19 protein-coding genes are annotated in these 23,759 nt (G+C 64.3%); 14 read left to right on the top strand and 5 right to left on the bottom strand.

Annotated features, from left to right (window positions below):
- Positions 1 to 151 precede the first annotated feature (151 nt).
- Positions 152 to 1,003, bottom strand: coding sequence for a formyltetrahydrofolate deformylase (locus ACP8LP_RS08690; protein WP_016665968.1), 852 nt, complete (start codon positions 1,001 to 1,003; stop codon positions 152 to 154).
- A gap of 206 nt (positions 1,004 to 1,209) precedes the next feature.
- Here ACP8LP_RS08690 and ACP8LP_RS08685 point away from each other — a divergent pair, with 206 nt between their 5' ends.
- The 14 genes from ACP8LP_RS08685 to metG all read left to right on the top strand — a co-directional run bounded on the left by ACP8LP_RS08685 (position 1,210) and on the right by metG (position 17,492).
- On the top strand, positions 1,210 to 3,420 hold the full coding sequence (locus ACP8LP_RS08685; protein WP_484483114.1) for an NADP-dependent isocitrate dehydrogenase: 2,211 nt from the start codon (positions 1,210 to 1,212) through the stop codon (positions 3,418 to 3,420).
- A complete protein-coding gene (locus ACP8LP_RS08680) occupies positions 3,417 to 4,565 on the top strand; it encodes a hypothetical protein (protein WP_051128947.1) in 1,149 nt (382 codons plus the stop codon). Before ACP8LP_RS08685 ends, ACP8LP_RS08680 begins: the two co-directional genes overlap by 4 nt.
- A gap of 128 nt (positions 4,566 to 4,693) precedes the next feature.
- The gene (locus ACP8LP_RS08675; protein ID WP_016665965.1) at positions 4,694 to 6,100 is read left to right on the top strand and encodes a hemolysin family protein; all 1,407 of its coding nucleotides are present in this window, start codon (positions 4,694 to 4,696) and stop codon (positions 6,098 to 6,100) included.
- Positions 6,097 to 7,335 carry an aminoglycoside phosphotransferase family protein gene (locus ACP8LP_RS08670; RefSeq protein ID WP_484483113.1) on the top strand — a complete coding sequence of 413 codons (1,239 nt, stop codon included), beginning with the start codon at positions 6,097 to 6,099 and terminating at the stop codon, positions 7,333 to 7,335. The genes ACP8LP_RS08675 and ACP8LP_RS08670 overlap by 4 nt, the downstream gene beginning before the upstream one ends.
- Before the next feature lie 192 nt (positions 7,336 to 7,527).
- Complete coding sequence (locus tag ACP8LP_RS08665; RefSeq protein WP_484483112.1) at positions 7,528 to 8,649, top strand: BMP family lipoprotein; 1,122 nt, start codon at positions 7,528 to 7,530, stop codon at positions 8,647 to 8,649.
- Between the two features lie 139 nt (positions 8,650 to 8,788).
- On the top strand, positions 8,789 to 10,378 hold the full coding sequence (locus ACP8LP_RS08660) for an ABC transporter ATP-binding protein (protein WP_063279525.1): 1,590 nt from the start codon (positions 8,789 to 8,791) through the stop codon (positions 10,376 to 10,378).
- A complete protein-coding gene (locus tag ACP8LP_RS08655; RefSeq protein WP_065673806.1) occupies positions 10,375 to 11,637 on the top strand; it encodes an ABC transporter permease in 1,263 nt (420 codons plus the stop codon). The genes ACP8LP_RS08660 and ACP8LP_RS08655 overlap by 4 nt, the downstream gene beginning before the upstream one ends.
- On the top strand, positions 11,634 to 12,992 hold the full coding sequence (locus ACP8LP_RS08650) for an ABC transporter permease (protein WP_252908218.1): 1,359 nt from the start codon (positions 11,634 to 11,636) through the stop codon (positions 12,990 to 12,992). The genes ACP8LP_RS08655 and ACP8LP_RS08650 overlap by 4 nt, the downstream gene beginning before the upstream one ends.
- 1 nt (position 12,993) lies before the next feature.
- Positions 12,994 to 13,407, top strand: coding sequence for a cytidine deaminase (locus tag ACP8LP_RS08645; protein WP_063279522.1), 414 nt, complete (start codon positions 12,994 to 12,996; stop codon positions 13,405 to 13,407).
- Positions 13,404 to 14,324, top strand: a complete 921-nt coding sequence (locus ACP8LP_RS08640; protein WP_063279521.1) for an RNase H family protein — start codon at positions 13,404 to 13,406, stop codon at positions 14,322 to 14,324. Before ACP8LP_RS08645 ends, ACP8LP_RS08640 begins: the two co-directional genes overlap by 4 nt.
- A 288-nt stretch (positions 14,325 to 14,612) precedes the next feature.
- A complete protein-coding gene (locus tag ACP8LP_RS08635; protein WP_484483111.1) occupies positions 14,613 to 15,149 on the top strand; it encodes a hypothetical protein in 537 nt (178 codons plus the stop codon).
- 63 nt (positions 15,150 to 15,212) lie between these two features.
- Positions 15,213 to 15,404 (top strand): hypothetical protein, encoded by a 192-nt coding sequence (locus ACP8LP_RS08630; RefSeq protein WP_484483110.1) that lies wholly within the window; start codon positions 15,213 to 15,215, stop codon positions 15,402 to 15,404.
- A complete protein-coding gene (locus ACP8LP_RS08625; protein ID WP_484483109.1) occupies positions 15,401 to 15,622 on the top strand; it encodes a hypothetical protein in 222 nt (73 codons plus the stop codon). The genes ACP8LP_RS08630 and ACP8LP_RS08625 overlap by 4 nt, the downstream gene beginning before the upstream one ends.
- A gap of 85 nt (positions 15,623 to 15,707) precedes the next feature.
- Positions 15,708 to 17,492: a methionine--tRNA ligase gene (gene metG, locus ACP8LP_RS08620; RefSeq protein WP_063279520.1), complete on the top strand. Its 1,785-nt coding sequence runs from the start codon at positions 15,708 to 15,710 to the stop codon at positions 17,490 to 17,492.
- 107 nt (positions 17,493 to 17,599) lie between these two features.
- Here metG and ACP8LP_RS08615 read toward each other — a convergent pair whose 3' ends face one another.
- The 4 genes from ACP8LP_RS08615 to ACP8LP_RS08600 all read right to left on the bottom strand — a co-directional run bounded on the left by ACP8LP_RS08615 (position 17,600) and on the right by ACP8LP_RS08600 (position 23,227).
- Positions 17,600 to 18,121, bottom strand: a complete 522-nt coding sequence (locus ACP8LP_RS08615; protein ID WP_231128580.1) for a 3'-5' exonuclease — start codon at positions 18,119 to 18,121, stop codon at positions 17,600 to 17,602.
- Positions 18,122 to 18,850: 729 nt separating this feature from the next.
- Positions 18,851 to 20,503: an MFS transporter gene (locus tag ACP8LP_RS08610; protein ID WP_462581887.1), complete on the bottom strand. Its 1,653-nt coding sequence runs from the start codon at positions 20,501 to 20,503 to the stop codon at positions 18,851 to 18,853.
- 94 nt (positions 20,504 to 20,597) lie between these two features.
- Entirely contained in the window at positions 20,598 to 21,116 is a 519-nt protein-coding gene (locus ACP8LP_RS08605; protein WP_063279554.1) for a nucleoside/nucleotide kinase family protein, read from the bottom strand.
- A 266-nt stretch (positions 21,117 to 21,382) separates the two neighbouring features.
- The gene (locus ACP8LP_RS08600; protein ID WP_484483108.1) at positions 21,383 to 23,227 is read right to left on the bottom strand and encodes a DUF2207 domain-containing protein; all 1,845 of its coding nucleotides are present in this window, start codon (positions 23,225 to 23,227) and stop codon (positions 21,383 to 21,385) included.
- Between the last annotated feature and the right edge of the window lie 532 nt (positions 23,228 to 23,759).

The raw sequence follows: 23,759 nt of genomic DNA, 5'->3' as shown, positions 1-23,759 counted from the left end.
GATCTCTCCTTGAAAGTCCTCGATGACACTTGGCTATTTCAAAGCCTACTCGCGGCGGCAGCGCGAGATTGGTCGGGGGAGTCATTCGCATCAGGAACAGGTCGCTGCGGTGAGAATTCTCCCGTCGTGCGCCCAGCGGTTGCGCGGGCCCTCAGCTGAGGATGACGGTACGCATGCCATCCAGGAAGGTGCGATGTTCGGCGAAGAGGCGCACGGCCTCGTTGAGGGTCGCCGACTCGGTGTCCTGTCCGACGGCCGTCAGTTGGGCGACGGTCTGGGAATGATCGACGCGCTGGACCCGCTGCTCGATGATGGGCCCCTCGTCGAGGTCGACGGTGACGAAATGGGCCGTGGCGCCGATGAGTTTGACCCCGCGGGAATGGGCCTGGCGGTAGGGGCTGGCCCCCTTGAAGCCGGGAAGGAACGAGTGGTGGATGTTGATGCATCGGCCCGACAGCTGCTCGCAAAGCTCGGGCGAGAGGATTTGCATGTAGCGGGCCAGGACCACCAACTCGACGTCGAGATCGTCGACGGTGCGCAGTACCTCCTCCTCGAAGGCTGGCTTGGACTCCTTGTCGACCTCCTGCCACCGGAACGGCACCCTGTGGAACTCCGCCAGGTTCGCGAGATCAGGATGGTTGGCCATCACCTGCACGACGTCGATGGGCAGCCGGCCGGTATCTCGGTTGAACAGCAGGTGCGACAGACAGTGAGGTGCCGTGGACGCGAGGATGAGGGTGCGGACCGGACGTCCCAGCTCGTCGATGCGGAATGTCGCGTGGTAGCGCTCAGCCAGTTCCGCCACGGCGGATTCCAGGTCAGCTCGGCTGCTCACCGACTCGACCTGCAACCGGATGAAGAAGTTTCCGGTGTCGGCGCTGGTGAATTGCTGGCATTCGGTGAGGTTTCCGCCAACCTGAGCACACGCCCCGGTGACGGCATGGACGAGTCCTGGCTGATCGGGGCTGGTCCAGGTGACGACGAGCTCGTGGGGTTCCGACATGACCGGTACGGTAGTCGGCCCAACCCCATGGGGAGGGTAGTTTCGAGGAGCGGATTGAGGGACGGCTGCGGCCTTCGGGGTGTTCCGCAATGTTCCATCGCTGCTCGGGCTGTTTTGTCCACTTCCTCCACTATTGTGATGAACAGTGCCGCACCGGGCCTTCGACGGCCGCATCGCGGCGTTCCCTCGACCACAGGAGTTCGTGCATGCCCACCATCGTCTGGACCAAGATCGACGAGGCCCCCGCCCTCGCGTCGTATTCCCTGCTGCCCATCGTGGAGGGATTCCTCGACGAATCAGGTATCGACATCACGACCTCGGACATCTCCCTGGCCGGGCGAATCCTGGCTCAGTTCCCGGATCGTCTGGCCGAGGGTCAGAAGGTGGCCGACCATCTGGCCGAGCTCGGCGAGCTCACTGGCTCCCCTGACGCCAACATCATCAAGCTGCCGAACATCTCCGCCTCCGTCCCACAGCTCAAGGCCGCGATCGCTGAGCTGCAGTCCCGGGGATACGACCTGCCGGATTTCCCGGACAAGCCCTCCACCGACGAGGAGAAGGAGACAGCCGCCCGCTACGCCGCCGTGCTCGGCTCGGCCGTCAACCCGGTGCTGCGTCAGGGTAACTCTGACCGTCGTGCCCCCGCCGCCGTCAAGGCGTACGCCAAGGCCCATCCGCACCGCATGGGTAAGTGGTCCGATCAGGTCAAGGCTCGCGTCGCCCACATGGATCATGGGGACTTCTTCGACCACGAGGAGTCCTTCGTCTCCAAGGGCCAGGACCTCGACATCGTTCTCGTCGGGGCTGACGGCTCCGAGACCACCCTCGCCAATGGTATCAAGACCCTCGAGGGAGAGGTCGTCGACGCCACCTACATGTCCGTCGATGCCCTCGACGAGTTCTATGCCTCCTCCTTGGCCCTGGCCAAGGAGGAGGACCTGCTGTGGTCGGTCCACCTCAAGGCGACGATGATGAAGGTCTCCGACCCGGTCCTCTTCGGACACGCGGTGCGTACCTTCCTGGCCAACGTCTTCGACAGGTACGGCGATGATCTCGACTCCGTCGGGGTCAACCCGGATCTCGGCCTGGGCGATCTCTACGCCCGTCTGGAGAAGCTCCCGACCGACCGCGCCGCAGAGGTCAGGGCTGCCATTGATTCCGCCTTCCAGGCCCGTCCGGCCCTGGCCATGGTCGATTCCGACCACGGCATCACCAACCTGCACGCCGGCAACCTCGTCATCATCGACGCCTCGATGCCGGTCGTGGTCCGCGACTCCGGCTGCATGTGGAATGCCGAGGGTAAGCGTCAGGAGACCCTCGCCTGCATCCCCGACCGCAGCTACGCGACGATGTACGCCGCGATCATGGACGACTGCCGTCAGAACGGCGCCCTCGACCCTGCCACCATGGGCGATGTCCCGAACGTCGGCCTGATGGCCCAGAAGGCCGAGGAGTACGGCTCCCACCCGACGACCTTCACGGTCGTCCACGATGGCCGCGTCGAGGTGCGGTCCGGAGACGAGGTGCTGACGAGCCAGCAGGTCGAGACGGGCGACATCTGGCGCATGAGCCGGGTGCGCGACATCCCGGTGCGCGACTGGGTGCGTCTGGCCGTCGAGCGAGCCCGCATCACCAACACCCCGGCGGTCTTCTGGCTCGACGAGAATCGCGCCCACGACGCCCGGGTCATCGAGAAGGTCAAGGCATACCTGCCCGAGCACGATACCGAGGGTCTGGACATCCGCATCCTTGCCCCGGCCGAGGCCATGAAGTTCACCCTGGAACGCATCCGTCGCGGAGAGGACACCATCTCGGTGACCGGCAACGTGCTGCGTGACTACCTCACGGACCTCTTCCCGATTCTTGAGATCGGCACCAGCGCCAAGATGCTCTCGGTCGTCCCACTGCTGGCCGGTGGCGGCCTGTTCGAGACCGGTGCTGGCGGCTCGGCTCCCAAGCACGTCGCCCAGTTCGTCGCTGAGGACTACCTGCGCTGGGATTCCCTGGGCGAGTTCTGCGCCCTGGGCGCCTGCCTCGAACACATCGACCAGACCACCGATGGCACCAAGGCCGGAGTTCTCGCCGCCACCCTGGACAAGGCCATCGGTGCCTTCCTGGAGAACGACCGCTCTCCCGCACGCAAACTCGGTCAGATCGACAACCGTGGTTCGCACTACTGGCTGGCCCGATACTGGGCTGGCGAGTTGGCTGCCCAGAAGGATGACCCCGAACTCGCCGACCGGTTCTCCGACGTGGCCACCGAGTTGGCCGCCCGCGAGGCCCAGATCCTTGACGAGCTCAACGGTGTCCAGGGCAATCCGGTGGACATGGGCGGTTACTACCACCCTGACGAGGAACTCGTGGAGGATGCCATGCGCCCCAGCACCACCCTCAACGCCATCATTGACTCCCTGTGAGCACTGGCCGGACTCCGGCCGTGCCTGACGACGTCGACCGATGTCGGTGGTTCATCACTATCGGCGTCGGTCTTCTCGTGTGGGTGACCCAACGCCTCGTCCTTGTTGCGGCCCTGGCGCCGGACGGTGAGGTCATTTCGCGCCTGACCCGATGGGACGGGAAGTGGTACTCGATCATTGCTGTGGGCGGATACCACTGGCCACACACCGTCTTCGGGCACACTGACCCGTGGTCGTCCGATCTCGCCTTCCTACCAGGCCTGCCAGCACTGGGCCGAGCCGTCATGCTGACGACGGGTCTGTCCGCTCGACCGGCCGTCTTCGTCGCCGGACAGATGGGGTTCTTGCTGGCCGCCGGGGTCGTCACCGCCATCGGTCTACGGATTGCGGGGCCGACGGCGGCCGTCATGCTGGTGGTGTGCTGGGGAGCCGCGCCGCGAGCCGTTGTCGAGTCGATGGGGTACACCGAGGGGTGGTTCATCGCTCTCGTCGGGCTGGGATTGTTGGCCATCCTGTCGGAACGGTGGCTCCTTGCCGGAGCCTGCGTCGGAGCCGCGGGGCTTTTCCGGGCATCCGTGGCCCCGGTGTGCATCGTCTTTGGACTGGCATGGTTGACGAGCGTGTTCTCCACGGTGCAGCGCGACCAGCGGTGGCGTCGCTTCGTGGGAATGGCGCTCAGCCCACTCGGATTGCTGACATGGTTCCTCCTCGTCGCCTGTCGAACTGGCAAGTGGAATGGCTACCTACTGGTCCAGAAGGCCTGGGGGAGCGAGATGGGTACCCCAGCCGATACCTGGACATTCGTTCAGGGGAAGCTGTCACAACCGCCATGTGACTGGCGGTATTTTGGTCTCGTCGCACTGTCATGGTGCCTGTACCTCCTCCTTGGCCTCGTCACGGCGGTTCACCAGGAGAATGTCTGGCTGACGGTTTACGTTCTCGTCACCGTGGTCTTCGTGGGGCTCATGCAAGGATTCTTCAATGCGAAGGCTCGGTTTCTCCTGCCCGCGTTCCCGGCATTTCTGCCGGTGGCGAGACTGTTGTCCAGCTGTCCGCGATGGGTCCAGGTGATTTTCGTCTTTGCTGTGACGGGGCTCTCGACGTGGTGGAGCTTGGACGTTCTGAGCGGCAATATTTCGCCCTGACCACTTCTTCCTTGGAGTTTTGCCGCGCAGAACCCTTATTCTTGGTCTTATGCACAACGATGACCGGGAGGGCGATAGTCCCGACACCTTCATCCTTGCCTCCATGACGAGAGGAATGGTGAAGGTCCGTGGCTGACGTCCTTGAGAACGCCGCCATCATTCTGCTGTTCATCCTCCTGGGAGGAGTGTTCTCGGCTGCCGAGATGGCGCTGGTGAGCCTCCGCGATTCCCAGGTCAAGCAATTGGCGGCCACCCGTGGATCGCGCGGCCGCTCGATCCAGCAGCTGCAATCAGATCCCAACCGCTTCCTGTCTGCTGTCCAGATTGGCGTCACCCTGTCGGGTTTCCTGGCCTCGGCATTCGGTGGTGCCACACTGGCGAATCAGCTCGCGCCGGTTTTTGAGTCCTGGGGAATGTCGGCCTCCGTTGCCGGCACCGTCGCCCTCGTCATCATCACGATCATCATTTCTTATTTCTCGATCGTGTTGGGAGAGCTGGTCGCCAAGCGGCTGGCCATGCAACGAGCCGAGGGATTCTCCCTGGTGCTGGGCCCGATGGTCAACGGCATTGCGACCCTGTTCCGCCCGATCATCTGGTTCCTGGGTGTCTCGACCGATTTCGTCGTCAAGATCCTTGGTGGTGACCCCGCAGCTGCCCGCGAGGAGGTCACCGACGAGGAGATCCGCTCGATGGTCGTCTCGTCGGCCACCTTGGGTGACGAGGAGCGCACCATCCTCGACGAGGTCTTTGCCGTCGGGGAGAAGTCCCTGCGTGAGGTCATGGTGCCCCGAACCGAGGTGGACTTCCTGCAGGGGTCGATGAAGGCCGTTCAAGGGGCCCAGGTGGTCCGGGACGGATCCCACTCCCGCTACCCGGTCATCGACGGCTCGGCGGACCGAGTGCTCGGATTCGTCCACGTACGTGACCTGCTCGAGCTCGATCCCCAGATCCGTAACAGCCGGGTGTCCCAGCTCGTGCGCACCGTCGTCTCCCTGCCCGACACCGTGAAGGTGCTCAAGGCCCTCACGGAGATGCGTCGAGCCCATGCCCACCTGGCCATCGTCCTTGACGAGTACGGCGGCACGGCCGGCATCGTCACCCTGGAGGATCTCGTCGAGGAGATCGTCGGCGACATCACTGACGAGTACGACACCGTTGAGCCCTCCGATCTGGCCCACGTCCGACAGCGTGACATCGACGGTCTGACGACCATCGAGGAGTTCGCGGAGAAGGTCGGTCTGGTGCTGCCCGAGGGGCCCTACGACACCGTCGCCGGATACTTCATGGCCCAGACCGGACAGGTTCCTGTCAAGGGGGCCCAGGTCGACGTCCACCTCTACCCGGTCGGTTTCGTGGCCGAGGAGGAGAACGAGGACGAGGAACCCACTCCCAATGTCGAACTGACGGTGACCGAGGCCGACGGTCTTCGTGCTGCATGGCTGAGGATTCGTAGGCTCGACGCGCCGGCTGCTCCGATCGTGACCGCTGGAGCCTCTGCTGCCCCGCGCCCCCAGCGGGAGGCGGCAAGCGCGTGAGACGACCTGCGTGGCTCGGCGGTCCGGGGAAGGACGCTGACGGGGCGGTTCTGCTCACCGGCCCGGAAGCCGAAGAACTGCTGAAGGCGGCCGTCGAGCACGCCGACGGGATCCTGCTGGAATGGCACCTCGACCATGTCGACGCCAACCCCGGCCAGTCCACCACAGCGACCTACCAGGCGCGTGTGCACTGGCCGACGGGGGAGCGGCAGGAGCTCTTTGGTATGAGTGCTCGTGCCAGTGGTCCTGCGATGACCGATTCTCGCGCGGACATCTACGTTGACGGGTCGCGGGAGGTCGCCGTGTGGCGGTACCCCGACGATCCCGACCTGCCGGGGTTGTCCCGGGCCGCCTATCCCGAGCAGATGGCGGCCATCATCTCGGACCTGGGGTTGGTCGACGGTCGCGTCAGTGCCGATCAGATCAACCTTCGGATGATCGGGTACCGGCCCAGGCGTCGCGCGGTGTTATGTGTGGAGGTCGCCAACCGACGCCTCTACGTCAAGGTGCTACGCGATGGCATCTTCCAGGCGACCGTGGCCCGACATGATCTCCTCACGCGTGCGTCCGTGCCGAGTCCCCGCGTCGCCGGGATCACTGACGACAATCTGCTCTTCCTGACCGAATTGCCGGGGCACCCTCTCAGCAAGGCCCTCTTCGAACTCGGGAATCCCTGCACCGCCGAGAGTCTTGTCGGGCTGCTCGACCAGCTCCCTCCGCAGGTGTGCGACCTGCCCCGACGATCCTCGTGGAGTGACTCGGTGGACCACTACTGTCGCATGGTCGCTGCCGCAATGCCCGATCAACAAGCTCGCCTGGACAGGATGGCGCGGATCATTTCCCAGGGGTTGATGGGTGTGCCACAGGGCAACGAACCCACCCATGGTGACTTCCACGAAGGCCAGATCCATGTCTGGAATGGTCAGGTGTGCGGGATTCTCGACGTCGACACCATCGGACCGGGCCGTCGGGCCGACGATCTCGCCTGCCTGGTGGCCCATCTGTCGACGGTGCAACACATGAATGCCGTCCAGGCCGACCGGGTGCGGCAGATCTTGGCGGCCTGGGTGCCCGTCTTCGATTCCCGAGTTGACCCGGTGGAGCTGAGATTGCGCTCCGCCGCGGTGGCGATATCACTGGCCACCGGTCCTTATCGCAGCCAGGAGGCCAACTGGGGCACTGAGACGCTGTCGATCATCGACGCGGCGGAGGCCCTGATCAATCAGGTCGCGTGATGGCCTCATTCGTCCCATGAATTGGACGCACCGGCGAGAAGTGGGGTGGCATTTTCCCACTTCCTGGGCTCAGTTTGTCCGTTGAGGTGTCGATTCCGCTACGGAAGGGTTACAGTTTGATGGCCCGATCGGCGAAACCTGCCACATGGGCTCCCCATTCGTCGGATCATCGTCTGCTCCAGGAGGCAGTCCGTGAAGAAGTCACACCTCGCTATTCCCGCTGTTCTTGCAGCCGCAGCGCTGTCGCTGTCGGCGTGCGCGCAGGCTCCGGATGCGTCCTCGGGATCCTCGTCGAGTTCCACCGCCACCTCGGCGAGCGCAAAGGACAACTCGAACTCTGGTGAGTTCAAGGCCTGCATGGTCTCCGATTCCGCCGGTTTCAACGACAAGTCCTTCAACGAGACCTCTATGCAGGGCCTCAGCAAGGCCGCCAGTGACCTCGGTGTCAAGACCGCCAAGGTGGAGTCGAAGGACGACAAGGACTACGCCACCAACCTGCAGTCCATGGTTGACGCCAAGTGCTCGATCATCGTCTCCGTCGGATTCCTGCTCGAGAAGCCCACCGTGGCTGCTGCCAAGGCCAACCCGAACGTCGAGTTCGCCATTGTCGACGACAACCCTCAGGGTGCCCCGTCGAACTTCAAGCCGCTGATCTTCAACACCGCTCAGTCCTCCTTCGAGGCCGGCTACCTGGCCGCCTCGCTGACCAAGACCGGCAAGGTTGCCACCTTCGGCGGCATGAAGATCCCGACCGTGACCATCTTCATGGACGGCTTCGCCCAGGGTGTCGATTACTACAACAAGCAGAAGAGCAAGTCGGTGCAGGTCATCGGCTGGAACGCCGAGAAGCAGGACGGCCAGTTCGTTCCGCAGCCCAACCCGTTCCAGAACGTCTCTGGTGGTAAGACAACCGCTCAGGCCCTGCTCAACCAGGGTGCGGACATCATCCTCCCGGTCGCTGGTAACGCCGGCAACGGCGCTCTGCAGGCCGTGAAGTCCTCCGGCGGCAAGGCCAACGCCATCTGGGTCGACGGCGACGGCTGCAAGACCCAGCCCTCCTACTGCTCCAACATCATCACCTCGGTGTACAAGGGCATGGACGTCGCCGTGTTCGACGCCATCAAGGCTGCCAAGGACGGAAGCTTCGACAGCAAGCCGTACATCGGCTCCCTCGAAGACCATGGCACCGGCCTGTCCCCGTTCCACGAGTTCGACTCCAAGATCCCCGCTGAGGTCAAGGACGAGCTGAAGACGATCAAGGCCGACATCACCTCCGGCAAGATCAAGATCACCTCGAAGGCTCAGCCCAAGTGAGCGTGAAGCGCGAACTCGGTTCGCGCAGCTCCTGAGTTGCCAACCACGTGAGCCGACGACGCGCCGATCTCCACGGGAGGTCGGCGCGTCGTCGTCGGTTCACACGACATCAGGGAACAGACGTGGAAGGATCTGCCCCGTGACAATGAACACCACCGCTGTCCCACCCGGCGACCGCGCTCCAGTCAAGGAAGGACTGAGTCTGCGCGGAGTCACGAAGAGATTCGGGACGCTTACGGCCAACGACCACATCGACCTCGACATCGTTCCCGGGCGCATCCATTGCCTGCTCGGTGAGAACGGTGCCGGCAAGTCGACCCTCATGAACATCCTGTACGGGCTGCTGCCCTCGGACGAGGGATCGGTCTACATCGATGGCGTGGAGCAGCACTTCGACAATCCCAAGCAGGCCATGGCGGCCGGTATCGGGATGGTCCACCAGCATTTCATGCTCGTCAACGTGTTCACGGTGGCCGAGAACATCGTGCTCGGACGAGAGGAATCGACTGCCGGTGTGCTGTCGATGGGACGAGCCCGCTCGAAGGTGCGCGAGCTGTCTGATCGCTATCACTTCGACGTCAACCCGGACTCGGTGATCGAGAACCTGCCGGTCGGCGTCCAGCAGCGCGTCGAGATCCTCAAGTCCCTGGCCAATGACGCCAAGTACCTCATCTTGGACGAGCCCACCGCCGTGCTCACCCCGCAGGAGATCGACGAGCTCATGGCCGTCATGAAGACCCTGCGCGACGAGGGCCGAGCCATCGTCTTCATCACCCACAAGCTGCGCGAGGTCCGTGCCATTGCTGACGACATCACGGTGGTTCGTCGCGGCAAGATCGTCGGCGAGGCCTCTGCCGATCAGTCCGAGGCCGAGCTCGCCGAGATGATGGTGGGTCGAGCCGTCAAGCTGGTCGTCGACAAGGACGAGGCCAGGCCGACCGGGCCACGTCTCGAGGTCGAGAACCTCACGGTGGCCGATGACCTCGGATCTGTCGTCGTCGACAATGTCTCTCTCACCGTCGAGGGCGGGGAGATCCTTGGTGTCGCCGGTGTGCAGGGCAACGGCCAGACCGAACTTGCGTCGTCCCTGCTCGGTCTCATCAAGCCGACCTCAGGGTCCATCCGCATCGACGGCAAGGACACCACCGGCGCGGCCCCGATCAAGACCATCGGAGCTGGCCTGGGATTCGTGCCCGAGGACCGTCAGCGTGACGGTTTCGTCGGGGAGTTCTCCATCGCGGAGAACCTCATCCTGAACCAGGTGGGTGCCTACTCTAAGCACGGCAACCTTCAGCTCAGGCGCATCGCTGACAACGCCCGCGACCGCGTCGAGGAGTTCGACATCCGTACTCCCTCGGCATCGCTTCCAGTGTCCTCCCTGTCGGGTGGTAACCAGCAGAAGGTCGTCCTGGCTCGCGAGCTGTCGCGTCCGCTGAGTGTGCTCGTGGCATCACAGCCGACCCGTGGCGTGGACGTTGGCGCCATCGAGTTCCTGCACCAGCGGATCGTCGAGGAACGGGACAACGGCACCGCCGTGCTCATCGTTTCCACCGAGCTCGACGAGATCGAGGCGTTGTCGGACCGCATCGCGGTGATGTACCGCGGTCGTATCGTCGGCATCGCCCCGACGGGAACTCCCCGCGACGTCCTCGGCCTCATGATGGCCGGATTCAGTTATGACGAGGCGTGTGACAGCGTCGCCAAGGGACACAAGGAGGTCTCGGAATGAGTACCGAATCCCCGAAGCCCACCCCGTCGAACGAGACGACGGCGCCTGCCGCGACCAAGGTGGAGCCCAAGCCGCCTCGCTCCTTCCGGTGGAATGACCTGTGGGTGACGATTGCCGCGTTCGTGCTGGCCTTCATCGTCTCGGCCATCGTCATGGTCGCTGCAGATCCGGAGATCAACAAGGAGTGGAGCTATCTCTTCTCCCGTCCTGACGCCCTGACCGATTCCTGGGCTCAGGTCTCCTCGGCCTACGCCGCCCTGTTCCAGGGAGCCTTCGGGTCCTGGCAGGCCCTCACTGCGACGACGGCCCAGTCCGCGCCGCTCATCTGTGGTGGTCTTGCCATCGGTCTGGGCTTCAAGGCTGGCCTGTTCAATATCGGTGGTCAGGGCCAGGCCATTGCCGGAGCGACGCTGGCTGCCTGGGTGGGATTCAACTTCCACTCCCTGCCGCTGCCCATCCACCTGCTGTTCGCCGTGATTGCCGGTTTCGTGGGCGGAGCCATCTGGGGTGCCATCGCCGGCGTCCTCAAGGCCCGCGCTGGCGCCAACGAGGTCATCGTGACGATCATGCTCAACTACATCGCCAGTGGTCTGTTGGCGTGGTTGTTGACGACGAAGGCCTTCCAGATGCCTGGTCGTACCGACCCGATCGCGCCGATCGTCGACTGGAACGCCACCTTCCCACGGCTGGCCGGGTCCCAGTTGCACCTGGGATTCTTCCTGGCTCTGCTGCTGGCCGTGGGCACCTGGTGGCTGCTGGATCGCACCCATCTGGGCTTCCAGATCCGCGCAGTCGGTGCCAACCCGAATGCCTCGGCCACTGCCGGTATGAACACCAACTCGATCATCGCCTGGACCATGGTCATCTCCGGTGGCCTGGCAGGTATGGCCGGGGTCGAGGTCGCCCTGGGCCCGATCTCGGGAGCCACCCCGACCCAGCTGTCCATCGGCCTGGTCGGAACCATCGGCTTCGACGCCATCACGGTGGCCCTGCTGGGCCGCTCCAAGCCGCTCGGTATCGTGCTGGCCGGTCTGTTCTGGGGAGCCATGAACCAGGGTGGTCTGCGCATGCAGGCCATGACCCAGACCTCTCTGGACCTCGTCCGAGTAATCCAGGCCGTCATCGTCATGTTCGTGGCAGCGCCGATGCTGGTCAAGACGATCCTGCCCTTCCTCAAGACGCGCAAGGAAAAGCGAGGCAGGAAACGTGACCGCGGTCCGGTCCCGGCTGACACCACCACGAAGGGGGCCCTGGCATGAGCCCGGCATCGCGTTTTCCTCGTCCCACCACGTCCGACATCACCAAGACTGGTGTGGAGCTGCCCCCCGAGGCCAGCGAGGGCCTCGACAAGGAGCTGGAGTTCGAGCGGGTGGAATCCCGCGAGGGTCGCACCCACCGTCTGTCGGCGGGCGTGCTCATCGCCATCATGGCGGTGATCCTGTTCTTCCTGCTGAGCAAGACCTCCGGCAAGGCCCACTTCGCCTTCACGGATGCCCTGGCCGGCAAGGAACTGGGAACCCTGACCGTCTCCGGTTTCCCGATCGTCCTCGTCAGCGCCATCGCGTGTCTGTTGGCGTCCGCTGCCTTCTTCATGGGCCGTAGCCGTCACACCCTCACCGTCACCGCCGGTGTGGTGGCCGGCGTCGCGATCATCATCGGATTCCTGAGCTGGGCGGCCGCCGGCCGTGAACTGCCCTTCCAGGTGGCCGGCCAGTTGCAGGGCACCTTGTCGGTGGCCACCCCGCTGGTCCTCGGCGCCCTCTGCGGTGTCATGTGCGAGCGTGCCGGCGTCGTCAATGTCGCCATCGAGGGTCAGATGCTCACTGCAGCCTTCGCTGCGGCCCTGGTCGGATCGATGACCCACTCGGTCTTCACGGCCATCGTCGCGGCGATCATCGCCTCGGTGCTGACTGCCGCCCTGCTCGCCGTCTTCACCATCAAGTACTTCGTCGACCAGGTCGTCATGGGCGTGGTGGTGAACCTCTTCGCATCCGGCCTGACAGGCTTCCTCTACACTCAGCTGCTCTCGCCCGAGGCCGAGAAGTACAACACTGCGCCGATCATGGAGGCGGTGCCGATTCCGGTGCTGTCCAAGATCCCGTTCTTCGGCCCCATCTTCTTCGACCAGACGATCTTGGTGTACATCGGCTTCCTCTGCATCCCGCTGGTGTGGTTCCTGCTGTGGCGCACCAAGTGGGGTCTGCGGGTGCGTTCCGTGGGTGAGCATCCCGAGGCTGCCGACACCGTCGGTATCTCCGTCGCCGGTGTTCGTTGGTCGGCCGTGCTTGTCGGTGGCGTCTTCGCCGGTCTGGGCGGTGCTTACTTCACCATCGGTACCGTCGGATCCTTCTCGAAGGACATCACGGTGGGTAATGGCTTCATCGCCCTGGCGGCCCTCATCATGGGCCGCTGGCGTCCGGGCCTGGCTGCCGTCATGGCACTGTTCTTCAGCTTCGTGACACAGCTGTCCACCGAGCTGTCGACGATCAGCGCCCCGATGCCCTCGCAGTTCCTGCTCATCCTGCCGTACATCGCGACGATCGTCGCCGTCGCCGGGCTGGTGGGCAAGGTGAGGTCGCCAGCAGCCGACGGCACCCCGTACATCAAGGAGTGACGTGGACGTCAACTGGGAGGCGCTGCGCCGTCGCGCCCGTGAACTGACCAAGCGTGCCTATGCGCCGTACTCCCACTTCCCGGTAGGCGCGGCCGGACTTGCCGAGGATGGTCGCGTCGTCGTCGGGTGCAATGTCGAGAACGCTGGCTACGGCGTCACCCTGTGTGCCGAGTGCGGGTTGATCAGCGATTTGGTGGCCGGGGGAGGGGGACATCTCCTCGCCTTCTGCTGCGTCGATGCGATGGGTGCGACGATCATGCCGTGCGGACGGTGTCGTCAGCTGCTGTGGGAACATGGCGGTCCGACGATGCTCATCGACACCCCGGCAGGGGTGCAGACGATGGCCGAGGTGCTGCCGCAGGCATTCGGCATCGACGACCTGGACCGAGTAACCAACCAACAGGAGAAGTCATGATCGTGGCCGCCGCCGACGGGTCCTCCCTCGACAACCCGGGACCAGCCGGCTGGGCCTGGTACATCGACGACGACACCTGGGCTGCGGGCGGTTGGCCGCGCGGCACGAATAACATGGGCGAGCTCATGGCCGTCCTCGACCTGCTACGGTCCACCGGCGGCCTCGGCGAGCCGCTGACAATCCTGTGTGACTCCCAGTACGCCATCAATTGCTGCACCAAGTGGATGCCAGGATGGAAGCGCAAGGGGTGGCGCAAGGCCGACGGAAAACCCGTCCTCAACCGTGACCTGCTCGAGCAGATCGACGTCCAGCTGCGTGGGCGTGACGTCACCTTCGAGTGGGTCAAGGGGCATGCGGGCCATGCCCTCAACGAGGCCGCGGACATGCGAGCCCGGGCCGCTGCCACCGCTTTCCGGGACGGCACCCCGGTCGACCACGGACCGGGGATGACAGTTGCCGACGATTCCCTCTCGGCCGGATCGGACCGGTCCCAGGAGGCCGTCGAAGCCCAGTCAGAGCTGTTCGACCTTCCGCCCGCCCCCGCCAATCCCGACCAGGTGCTCACTGCCGAACTCGTCGCCTTGGAGCGCCGACTCGTCGACCCCGACCCCTACCGGCGTCAGAGGGCGTTGACCGAGCTGCTCGACGAGGACTTCGTCGAACACGGGGTGAGCGGGAGGATCTGGACGAGGGGCCGTGTGCTGGCCGAGGCCCGAAGCCAGACACTCGGAAGCCGTGTCGGCATCGAGGCGCTGGGCGTGGTGAGGCTGTCCGAGCAGACCGTCCTGCTGCGCTGGCGCCACCGGTCCGGGGCGCGGGAGTCGTTACGCGCGTCGCTGTGGCGGCGCGGCCCTCATGGGTGGAAGCTGATCTTCCATCAGGGTACGGTCGTACGAGATGGTGGGGGATACCGGTAATACACATATCTGCCGCCATGAGGTGACTGTCCTGTCTTTGGTCGGGGAGAGCGTGGGCATGGTGCACAAGCGGTTCTCGAGGCGTGACTGGTTCATGGGGGCCACCCTCATGGCTCTCACCGGATGCGCGGAGAAATCCAGTGAGGGGCTGCGAGCGGCTCGTCCGGCGAGGAGTCCGGGGCGACGACCGCCCCGAATGAGACGCCGACCCGCCGAGGGGCGGCTCCCGGGTCACCGACCTCCGCGATCTCGCCGACCTCGCCCGCCCATGTCGACGACTGGCAACCGGTGCGCGAGCACTGGGCCGAGTTCGACCTGGAACCCTTCCACGGCACCGTCCAGCATCTGTTCATCCACCAGATCATCCCCTTCCCCCACGTGGCGTTCGCCAGCGAGGAGGGGCAGGACTTCGACGACTGGTACATCACCAGGTCGGAGGCCGTCGCCCTGCTCGACGAGCTGCGCGCCCGTCGCTACGTCCTCGTGTCGCTGGCCGACTGCTTCGTGCCTCGCGGTCACGCTGTGGTGCCCAACCCCGAGCTGCGCGTGCCTCGCGGTCACAATCCCCTCGTCCTGTCGATCGACGACCTCAGCTTCAACCGTTTCCTCCTGGGCAAGGGGTTCATGGACCGGATCATCATCGACTCGACCGGGCACCTGTCGAGTATCGGCAAGGACCCGTCGACCGGCAGACAGTTCAAAGAACCCACGAACTGCATCGTCGGACTGCTCGACGGGTACCTGCGTGCCCATCCTGAATTCAGCCTCAACGGGGCGGCCGCGACCCTGGCTCTCACTGGGTACGAAGGCATCCTGGGTTACTGAACCGACCGTCACGAGCGCAACCGGGCCGCCCAACAGGAGGCCGTCAAGCCCATCATCGCCCTCATGAGGAAACGGGGGTGGACCTTCGCCAGTCACTCCTACGGACACATCGACCTGGGTTCGAAATGGATGACCCGGGAGTGGGTTACCGATGACACCGCCAAATGGAAGCGGGAGGTCGGCGAACTCCTGGGCCCCACGTCCCTGTACATCACCCCGTTCGGTTCTCTGGCCGCCTTGGACGGCCCCTCATGAAGGTCATCCGCGAGGCCGGTTTCGACGTCATCTGCGACGTGTCCGGCGGCACGACGGTGGACCAGCGGCCCGACCTCGGCCTCGTCGTGCAGAGCAGACTGCACGTCGACGGATACGGGATGCGTCACACCCCCGACATCTACCGGGACTTCTTCGACGTCGACAAGGTCTTCGACCACCGTCACCGGCTGGCCAAGTGGGGTCACCTCCACTCGTGACGGCCCACCAACGCCGGTGACGTCGCGGTGACGCCGACCGCGGGACGATGCGGCCGCGAGGGTGCGTTCCGATAGACTTCGCACCATGTGTGCCAACATTCTTGCCGCCGTCGCGTGGCCCTACGCCAATGGGCCTCGACATATCGGCCATGTGTCCGGATTCGGTGTCCCCTCTGACGTCTTTGCCCGGTACATGCGAATGTCGGGCCACCGAGTTCTCATGGTCTCCGGCTCGGATTGCCACGGCACCGCCATCTCGGTCAAGGCTGATCAGGAGGGTCTCACGGCCCAGGAGTGCGCCGAGAAGTATCACCGCATCATCGCCTCTGACCTGCAGGGCCTTGGCCTGTCCTACGACCTGTACACCTCGACGATGACGGACAACCACGCTCACGTCACCCAGGAGATCTTCACCCGCCTCCACGAGAACGGCTACGTCGTCAAAAAGACCGAGATGGGTGCTTTCGAGCCGTCCACCGGCCGCACCCTGCCGGACCGTTACATCGAGGGCACCTGCCCGATCTGTGGGTACGACGACGCCCGCGGTGACCAGTGTGACGACTGTGGCCGTCAGCTCGACCCGGCCGATCTGCTGAACCCGCGTTCCAAGACCACCGGGGCCACTCCCGAGTTCCGCGAGACCGAGCACTTCTTCCTCGATCTCCCCGCCCTCGCCGAGTCCTTGACGGCCTGGATCGACACCCGCACCGATTGGCGTCCCAACGTTCTCAAGTTCTCCCACAACCTCCTCGAGGAGCTGCGCCCGCGCGCCATCACCCGTGATCTTGACTGGGGCGTCAAAGTGCCGGTCGAGGGCTGGGAGAACGAGCCCATGAAGCGCATCTATGTGTGGTTCGACGCCGTCATCGGCTACCTGTCGTCCTCCATCGAGTGGGCCCGGCGCATCGGCAAGCCAGATGCTTGGCGCGAGTTCTGGAACGACGATGATGCCCGCTCCTACTACTTCATGGGCAAGGACAACATCGTCTTTCACTCCGTCATCTGGCCCGGCATCCTGTTGGGCACCAACGGACGTGGTGACAAGGGAGGCGAGCCTTCCGCGGAGCTCGGCATCCTCGACCTGCCGACCGAGATCGTCTCCAGTGAGTTCCTCACGATGAGTGGTTCGAAGGTCTCGAACTCGCGTGGTGCCACCATCTTCGTCGGGGACTTCCTGCGTGAGTTCGGACCAGACGCCCTGCGTTACTTCATCGCGGTGGCCGGCCCGGAGAATCAGGACACCGACTTCACCTGGGAGGAGTTCGTCCGGCGGGTGAACTTCGAGCTGGCCAATGAGTGGGGCAACCTCGTCAACCGGTCCATCTCGATGGCCTTCAAGAACTGTGGCGAGATCCCGGCTGCCGGTGAGCTGACCGACGCCGATCGCGAACTGCTGGACGCCTCGGCTGGCGGATTCGACACCGTTGGGGACCTGCTGGCCCACGCCAAGTTCAAGGCCGCCATCACCGAGGCCATGAGGATCGTCGGACTGGCCAACGCCTACATCTCCGCCCAGGAGCCCTGGAAGCTCAAGGACAACCCGGAGCGCCGCAACACCGTGCTGCACGTGGCCCTTCAGGTCGTCAGCGACGTCAACACCATGCTCACCCCGTTCATGCCGCACTCGGCCCAGAAGATCTACGAGGCGCTGGGTGGCGAAGGCGTGTGGGCGGCCCAGCCCGAGCTCGTCGAGACCGACGGTGCTGCCCCCATCCTCATGGGTGACTACGCTTCGGAGAAGGCTTCGTGGGGACGTCGCGAGATCGCGGTCGGAACCCTGCTGGTCAAGCCCAGCCCGATCTTCCGCAAGCTGGACGCCAAACTTGCCGAGACTGGTCCGGAATGGGCCCCGGTCAACCCGCAGTCCTGATACACGGAGCTGCCAAAAACCGACGATGGCAACGTCACCATCGTCGGTTCCGGGCAGTTTTTGGCAGCTCCGTGTAGTACCCGGCGGGTACCGGCTGGGGCGAGAGGTCAGAGTTGGCTGGCCAGTCGCTGCAATTGGCAGACGATGAGGGCGCACGCCTCAGCGTCGGAGTCCGCCCGGTGGTGATTCAGGTGGTAATTCGGTTCACAGGCCTGAAGTACCGTCGGAAGCTTGTAATTGGGCAGACCACGGATGAGGCGTTGGGCCGTCCGATAGGAGCAGAAGAACGGGGACGGCAGGGTGACAGTGCCGAAGTATTCGTCGAGCTGGCGCCACACCCGGGAGTCGAACATGGCATTGTGAGCGTAGACGGGGGAGTCGGCGACAAATTCCGAAATCTCGTCGGCCACCGCAGGCCACATCGGGGAGTGCTGGACATCTGCTGCGGAGATGCCGTGCAGGTAGGTGAACTGGAAAGCGTCCCATCCGGGAGGAGGACGCAGCAGGGAGTTGAATCGGTCGACGATTCGGCCTTCACTCACCCTGACCATGGCGAGCTGACATGCGGACACCCCGCCCTGCCGGTTGGCCGTCTCGAAGTCCACGGCGACGAAGGTGTCGCAGGCCATCTGTTCCGGTGAGGGAATCAGTCTGGAATGTCGGGACGTCCGTGTCGCGCGGCCCTTCCGAATGGGGGCCACGGTGTGCGGCGCCGGGGGCTGACTGACGACGGGCCAGTCCAAGGACATGGTGTCCTTCGTCCGCTTTCCGGCTTCCACCAGACGTCTCCATTCCTCGTGGTATTCCGTGGCATCGCGTCCCTCCACCTTGGCCCACAGTTCCTGGGCCTTGGCCCGACGTTTCCACAGGTCTAGGTGTTCGTCGATCCGATAGGACTCGATACCCAGGTTGAGCCAGAACTCGATCGTCCGCGCCTCCTCGGGGTAGCACCTCATCCTGTGGAGGATCTTCGCCACCTCGATGACCCAGGACTCGTCGGCGGTGTCAGGGGCCTCCCGTGCCATCGAGATCATCGAGAACATGCATCCGGATGCCAGGATCAACGCCTGTTCGTAGTCACCCTCACGCTTGAGGGCCGCGATCTCCTGACGCCACCGGCCATTGTCTCGGCCTCGGTACATCGGGACAATCCGGTCGGAGTCGTCCACCATCGCGAAGAGATCGCGAAGGTCTTTCGGTGTCGCACGCTCGGGATGACGCAACAGCCTGCGCAGCCACTGCGGCACTGTCATGCTCGATGCCATGCTGAACGCCCTTCCAGAAACCATCACCGGTCAGGTGCGACCAAGGATTCCGCTCAGGGTATTCCTCGGGGCCGACAACGTCCCCGTGAGTTGTCACGCCTCCTGCCTTCGGGCCTGACGCATGACCATGAAGGATCCGAGCAGGCCGAGCACCAGGAAGAGTGCGGAGAACCCGATCGACCATGCCGCCGCGTGTGCAAAACCAGTCTCGAGGCCGTGGATGACGGCGTTCCGGGCGTCACCCAGTGAACGGATGAACGGGCTGTCAGGAGAGGCGTTGCGCAGTCCGGTGATGGCGGATCCAGCCGAGTCCTGGGTGGCCCGGACCAGCTTGTCGAGCACCTTGGTCGGCACACCGCTGGTCGAGGACACCTCGTCAGGAATGGTGTGGCTCATTGCAGAGCCAAGGGCAGACCCGGCGATCGCAGCACCGAAGGCCGAGCCGAGCTGACGCACCGTCGACTGGGTGGCCGAGCCCGCTCCCGAGTGCTCCTGGGGAATGTCATGCAACACCGTCGAGGTGAGCTGGGCCGATGCCAGGCCGAGGCCAATGCCGTAGACCACCAGGGTCAGCATGACGAACCACGTCGATGCCTGGGCGCCGACCGTCCAGGCCAGCAGTCCGACGCCGACGACTTCCAGGGCCAGCCCGAGGACGACGACGCCAGGAGCTCCCACACGGGCTGCCAGGTGACGGGCCGAGGCCCCGGAGAAGAAGGCACCCAGGGCCATCGCGGCCAGCACGACACCAGTGCGCACCGTCGACAGACCGACCGAGTTCACCAGGAACAGGGGCAGTACGAACATCAGCGAGAACTCACCGATGGCCACCGTCGCTGCGGTCAGGTTGCCCCAGGAGAAGGTGCCGACACGGAACAGGGTGAGGTCGATCAGGGCGTCACGGCCGATCTTGGCGCGGTGGCTTTCCCACACGATGAACAGTGCGATGAAGACCAGACCGATGGCGATCGCCCACGGCACCGGGGACATCGACCAGCTCTCCGGCCACGACCAGCCGAAGACCTTGAGGGTCTCCTTCTTGGTCCACCAGCCGAGCGAGGTGGCCTCGATGAGGCCGAAGACGAGCAGGCCGAAGCCGATGGCCGAGGTGAGCAGACCGTCGACGTCAACTCCCTTCTCGGCCTGCTTGCCACGAGTCTGTGGCACCCATGCGGCGATTCCCGCCAGCACGAGCAGACCCAAGGGCAGGTTGACCCAGAAGATCCAGCGCCAGGAGGCGTACTCGGTCAGGACTCCACCGAGTAGCGGGCCGAGAGCGGCCATACCGCTCATGACGGCGCCCCAGATGCCGAAAGCCGCGGCGCGGTCCTTGCCCTGGAACAGCGAGTTCACCGAGGACAGGGTGGACGGCAGCACCAGCGCACCACCAACACCCTGGACGGCACGCGAGGCGATGAGTGAACCAGAACCTGACGCCATCGCGGCGAGCAAGGAGCCTCCGACGAAGAGCACGACACCGGCGGCGAAGGTGGTACGACGGCCAACCCGGTCACCGAGACGCCCGGCGCCAAGCAGCAGAGCGGCGAAGATGACGTTGTAGATGGCGTTGACCCACTGTGCGTCAGTGAGGTCCAGGTCGAGGGCCGAGATCATCGTCGGCAGGGCGACACCGACAATCGTCCCGTCCAGGATGATGAGTGAGAGCCCGGCGGCGAGGACGGCGAGGGCCTTCCAGCGTCCGGGGACGGGCTGGGCCGCGGTGGCGGCGGAGGAGCTGTCTGTCACGGCATTCCTTTCGACCCCACCGACACTACGGAGCACGAGGCTCCTCAGCATCGATCAAAAGGTTGAAAACCCTCCGGCACTCAACCCATGGTGACTAGTCCATGAGGGACGCGACGGTGGCACTCGCCCGCCTCATGCTCATCGGCTGGAATCCCATGACGATGGCCCGTGATCGCAGTGCAGGCTCTGCCTGGCACAGGGCCAGACCACGACGAATCAGCACGGGTGGGGACTTGCGGTGCTGTCGCAGATCGCGGATGAGACGACGAGCGAAGTTGAACCAGCGGGGACGATCCAACCAGATGGGCAGGACCTCCATGCCGGCTCGCAGGCACGGATCGAGCAGGTCGAGGGCGAAGATCCCCTCGGCGACGACGGCTGTCGCATCTCCCACATCGACGACGTGGGTGCCATCGGCCCGAGACCTCGAGATGTCGTAGCAGGGAACGACGGTCTGCCCGTCGGCCGCGAGCTCACCGAGGGCTTCCACGGCCGCTGGAAGGTTCCAGGAGGCGACGTCGTCCCAGTCGACCATGCCGCGCACCCGGGGGAGGCCGGGCTCGTCATGATCGTGGTAGAAGTCGTCAAGGCGCAGTTCAGGCAGCTCAGCCATATGGGTCAGACGGGATTTCCCGGCCCCAGAGGGTCCTGCCAACAGGATGATCGTACGCGCCACGGCTGATCAGTCTATCGGTAGGCCCATCATGACCATGGAGCGCCCACGAATCTGCCGACGATGGAAGAGGCAGTACCGCCTCAGGGGGTTGGTCTCGCAGGGCTCTCGCCGCCAACCGCATGGCGTGGCTCAGTTTCCTGGTGAATTCGCTGATCCCGGTGGCACGGTGTCGTCGCCCTCGACCACCATGGGAGTCCAGAGTGTCACCAGCTTCCACCGCCCCCACCGCCGAAGCCGCCGGAGGATCCCGAGGAGAATCCGGAGCTGGAGCTCGAGGTGCTGGACGACGCTGCTGCCGTCATGGACGACGACATCGCTTCGGTCATGTCGTTGAAGGCCGAGGTGAAGGACCGGTTGTGGTGATAGCCGTAGCCGTACAGCGGGTACCACATCGGGTCGGGGGACCAGCGTCCCTCAGCCTCGAGCCGTTCGAACAGGGTGACCCAGCGGTCGACGATGCCGAAGGCCGCGGCCCAAGAAAGGTAGGCCGAGAAGATGTCGAGGTCCTCCTCGATCTGGATCTGCTCCGCCTCGATGGTAGCCAAGTAGTCGCGGAATCCCCGCACCTGATCGGTTACCGCGGTGCCCAGAGCGCTGCGAGGTGGTCGGACTTTCCGGGACAGGCCGAGGAAGAGGATACCGGCCACGAACGTGACGAAGGTCAGGACGAAGTAGACAATGGCGCTTCCGCCTCCGAGAAGGAAGGGGAATCCGGAGACGAACCCGAGTATGCCGAGGATGATCAGGGCGACCCCGATGGCGACGATCCCGAGCCGTGCCTGGCGATGGGACTTCGTGAAGTAGCCGGCCTGGTCGTTGAGCTCGTCGAGGTCCTTCTTGGCATTCGGCAGCGCAATGTTGCCATTCTGGCGACGCAGTTCTCTGGTGGTGATGCTGTTGCTGCTGCCGATGAGGGAACCGAGGAGACGAGCTTCCCAAGGCGCCAACGAGTCCTCCCCGCGCAGCCAGTTGAACCGCCACTCGGGCTTCTTGAACACCAGGCCGGAAGGCTCTTCCTGGTTGATTGACAGATGGTGCCGAGCGACAAGGTCGAGCATGCCGGCGGTGACGGTATTGGTGTCGGCATTGCCGTCGAGGAGGGCTCCTGCTTGTGCCGGGGTGATGCCAGCCGGCGGATGAACGAGGATGGGCGCCTCGACCTTTCCTCGTCGACGCCGGACCTGCTGCAAATCAGGTGCCGGAATGAACCCAGGGGCTTCGTCGGCAAATTCCATGTCGCGCTTGCGGAACAGGGACGCCCCGAGGCCGATGAGGCCTAGTGCAACGATGGCGACAACGTAGGGGATGACGGTGAGGTACCGCGGGAGGTCGGCCCGGGAGCCCGATGTGGCCTCGGTCACCGTGGCGTCAGCAGCGGAGGTGAAGGTACCGGCAGGGACACCGGCCACCACCCGCCAGGTCTTGTTGGCATCAATCTTGCGGGCCGAGAAGGTAACGGTTTTCGTGCCCGTTGAGGAGGTGTCGCATTCGCCGTCCTCGACCTCACAGTAGACCTTCGTCACATTGGCGGGTGCCGTGATGGTCACCTTGGAGTTGTCTACGGGAACGTCCACATTGGTGAAGATGCGCCAGTTGATTTCGTCGAGGTGAGATTCCTTGTTGTCCCGACCGATGAGACCGTGAACCATGTAGGTGATCCGGTATTTCTGCATACCGGTGACGGTCTGGTCCTTAGACCCAATGCGCAGCTGTAGTGCGCCGCCATTCTCCTTGTGGAGGTTGGCCGGAGCTCCCGACGGGCTCGAGGCATGAATGTCACTGTAGGTGACATGGCGGACGTGGCCGGGATTGTCGGTGAGTGACTGTCTCGTGACGAAGGTCAGGTAAGGCCCGTGTCTGTCCGCGTCGGCGAAGTCGTAGGTGAGGTCAAGGGTGACTCGAGCGTCGCCGTCTCGATCAAGGGTGGCGTTGACGTTGTAAGCCGTGATGCGTTCGTCGCCCTGGGCATGGGCCGGAACGGCCGGGACCACAGCGACAAAAAGCGTCAGCAGGAATGCTGTTAATACGGCGAATGGGGTACGTCGCATGGAATCAGTGTGAGGCACCCTCATTCGACCGACACCCTTTCTGAAGAGGAGTGGTGGTCAGTGAGTGGACTTGGGGATCGCTATCCGAGATGTTTTTCGTCTCCCAGGTGACGGTGGTGCCGCTGACCTGATGACCATTTCCCGTGGCCCTTCGGAAGCATCCTCGTCGAGACTGACCTGGGCATCCCCACCAGCGTCGAGAACGGTACCGGCGTCATATTCGGTGATGCGTGACAGCTCGGCGGAATGGGTCATCGGAGGCAGACGGTCGGTAGGAAGGCGAGCTATCACGGCACACCGGGGATGTCGCACGATCGACGATGTAGGGGCAAAGGGTTCATTCGCCGCGTACAAGTGACCTCACACGGTGAGAAAGGGGAATCTACTGGTGGCTATTACGGCTTATGTGGAAGGACCCTTTTCATGGGTTCTGATCCGGAGCCATTGCGCCCATACGTCGAGCATCTCCAACGGATACGGCACCACCGATACCTTCTGGAACACCGGGCTGCGCCCCTTCGATCACCCGGCG

It is taken from the genome of Cutibacterium sp. LaCa_89 (assembly GCF_058177555.1).
Note: the sequence above shows the minus strand (reverse complement) of the source record. Positions and strands in the feature narration are given on the sequence as shown.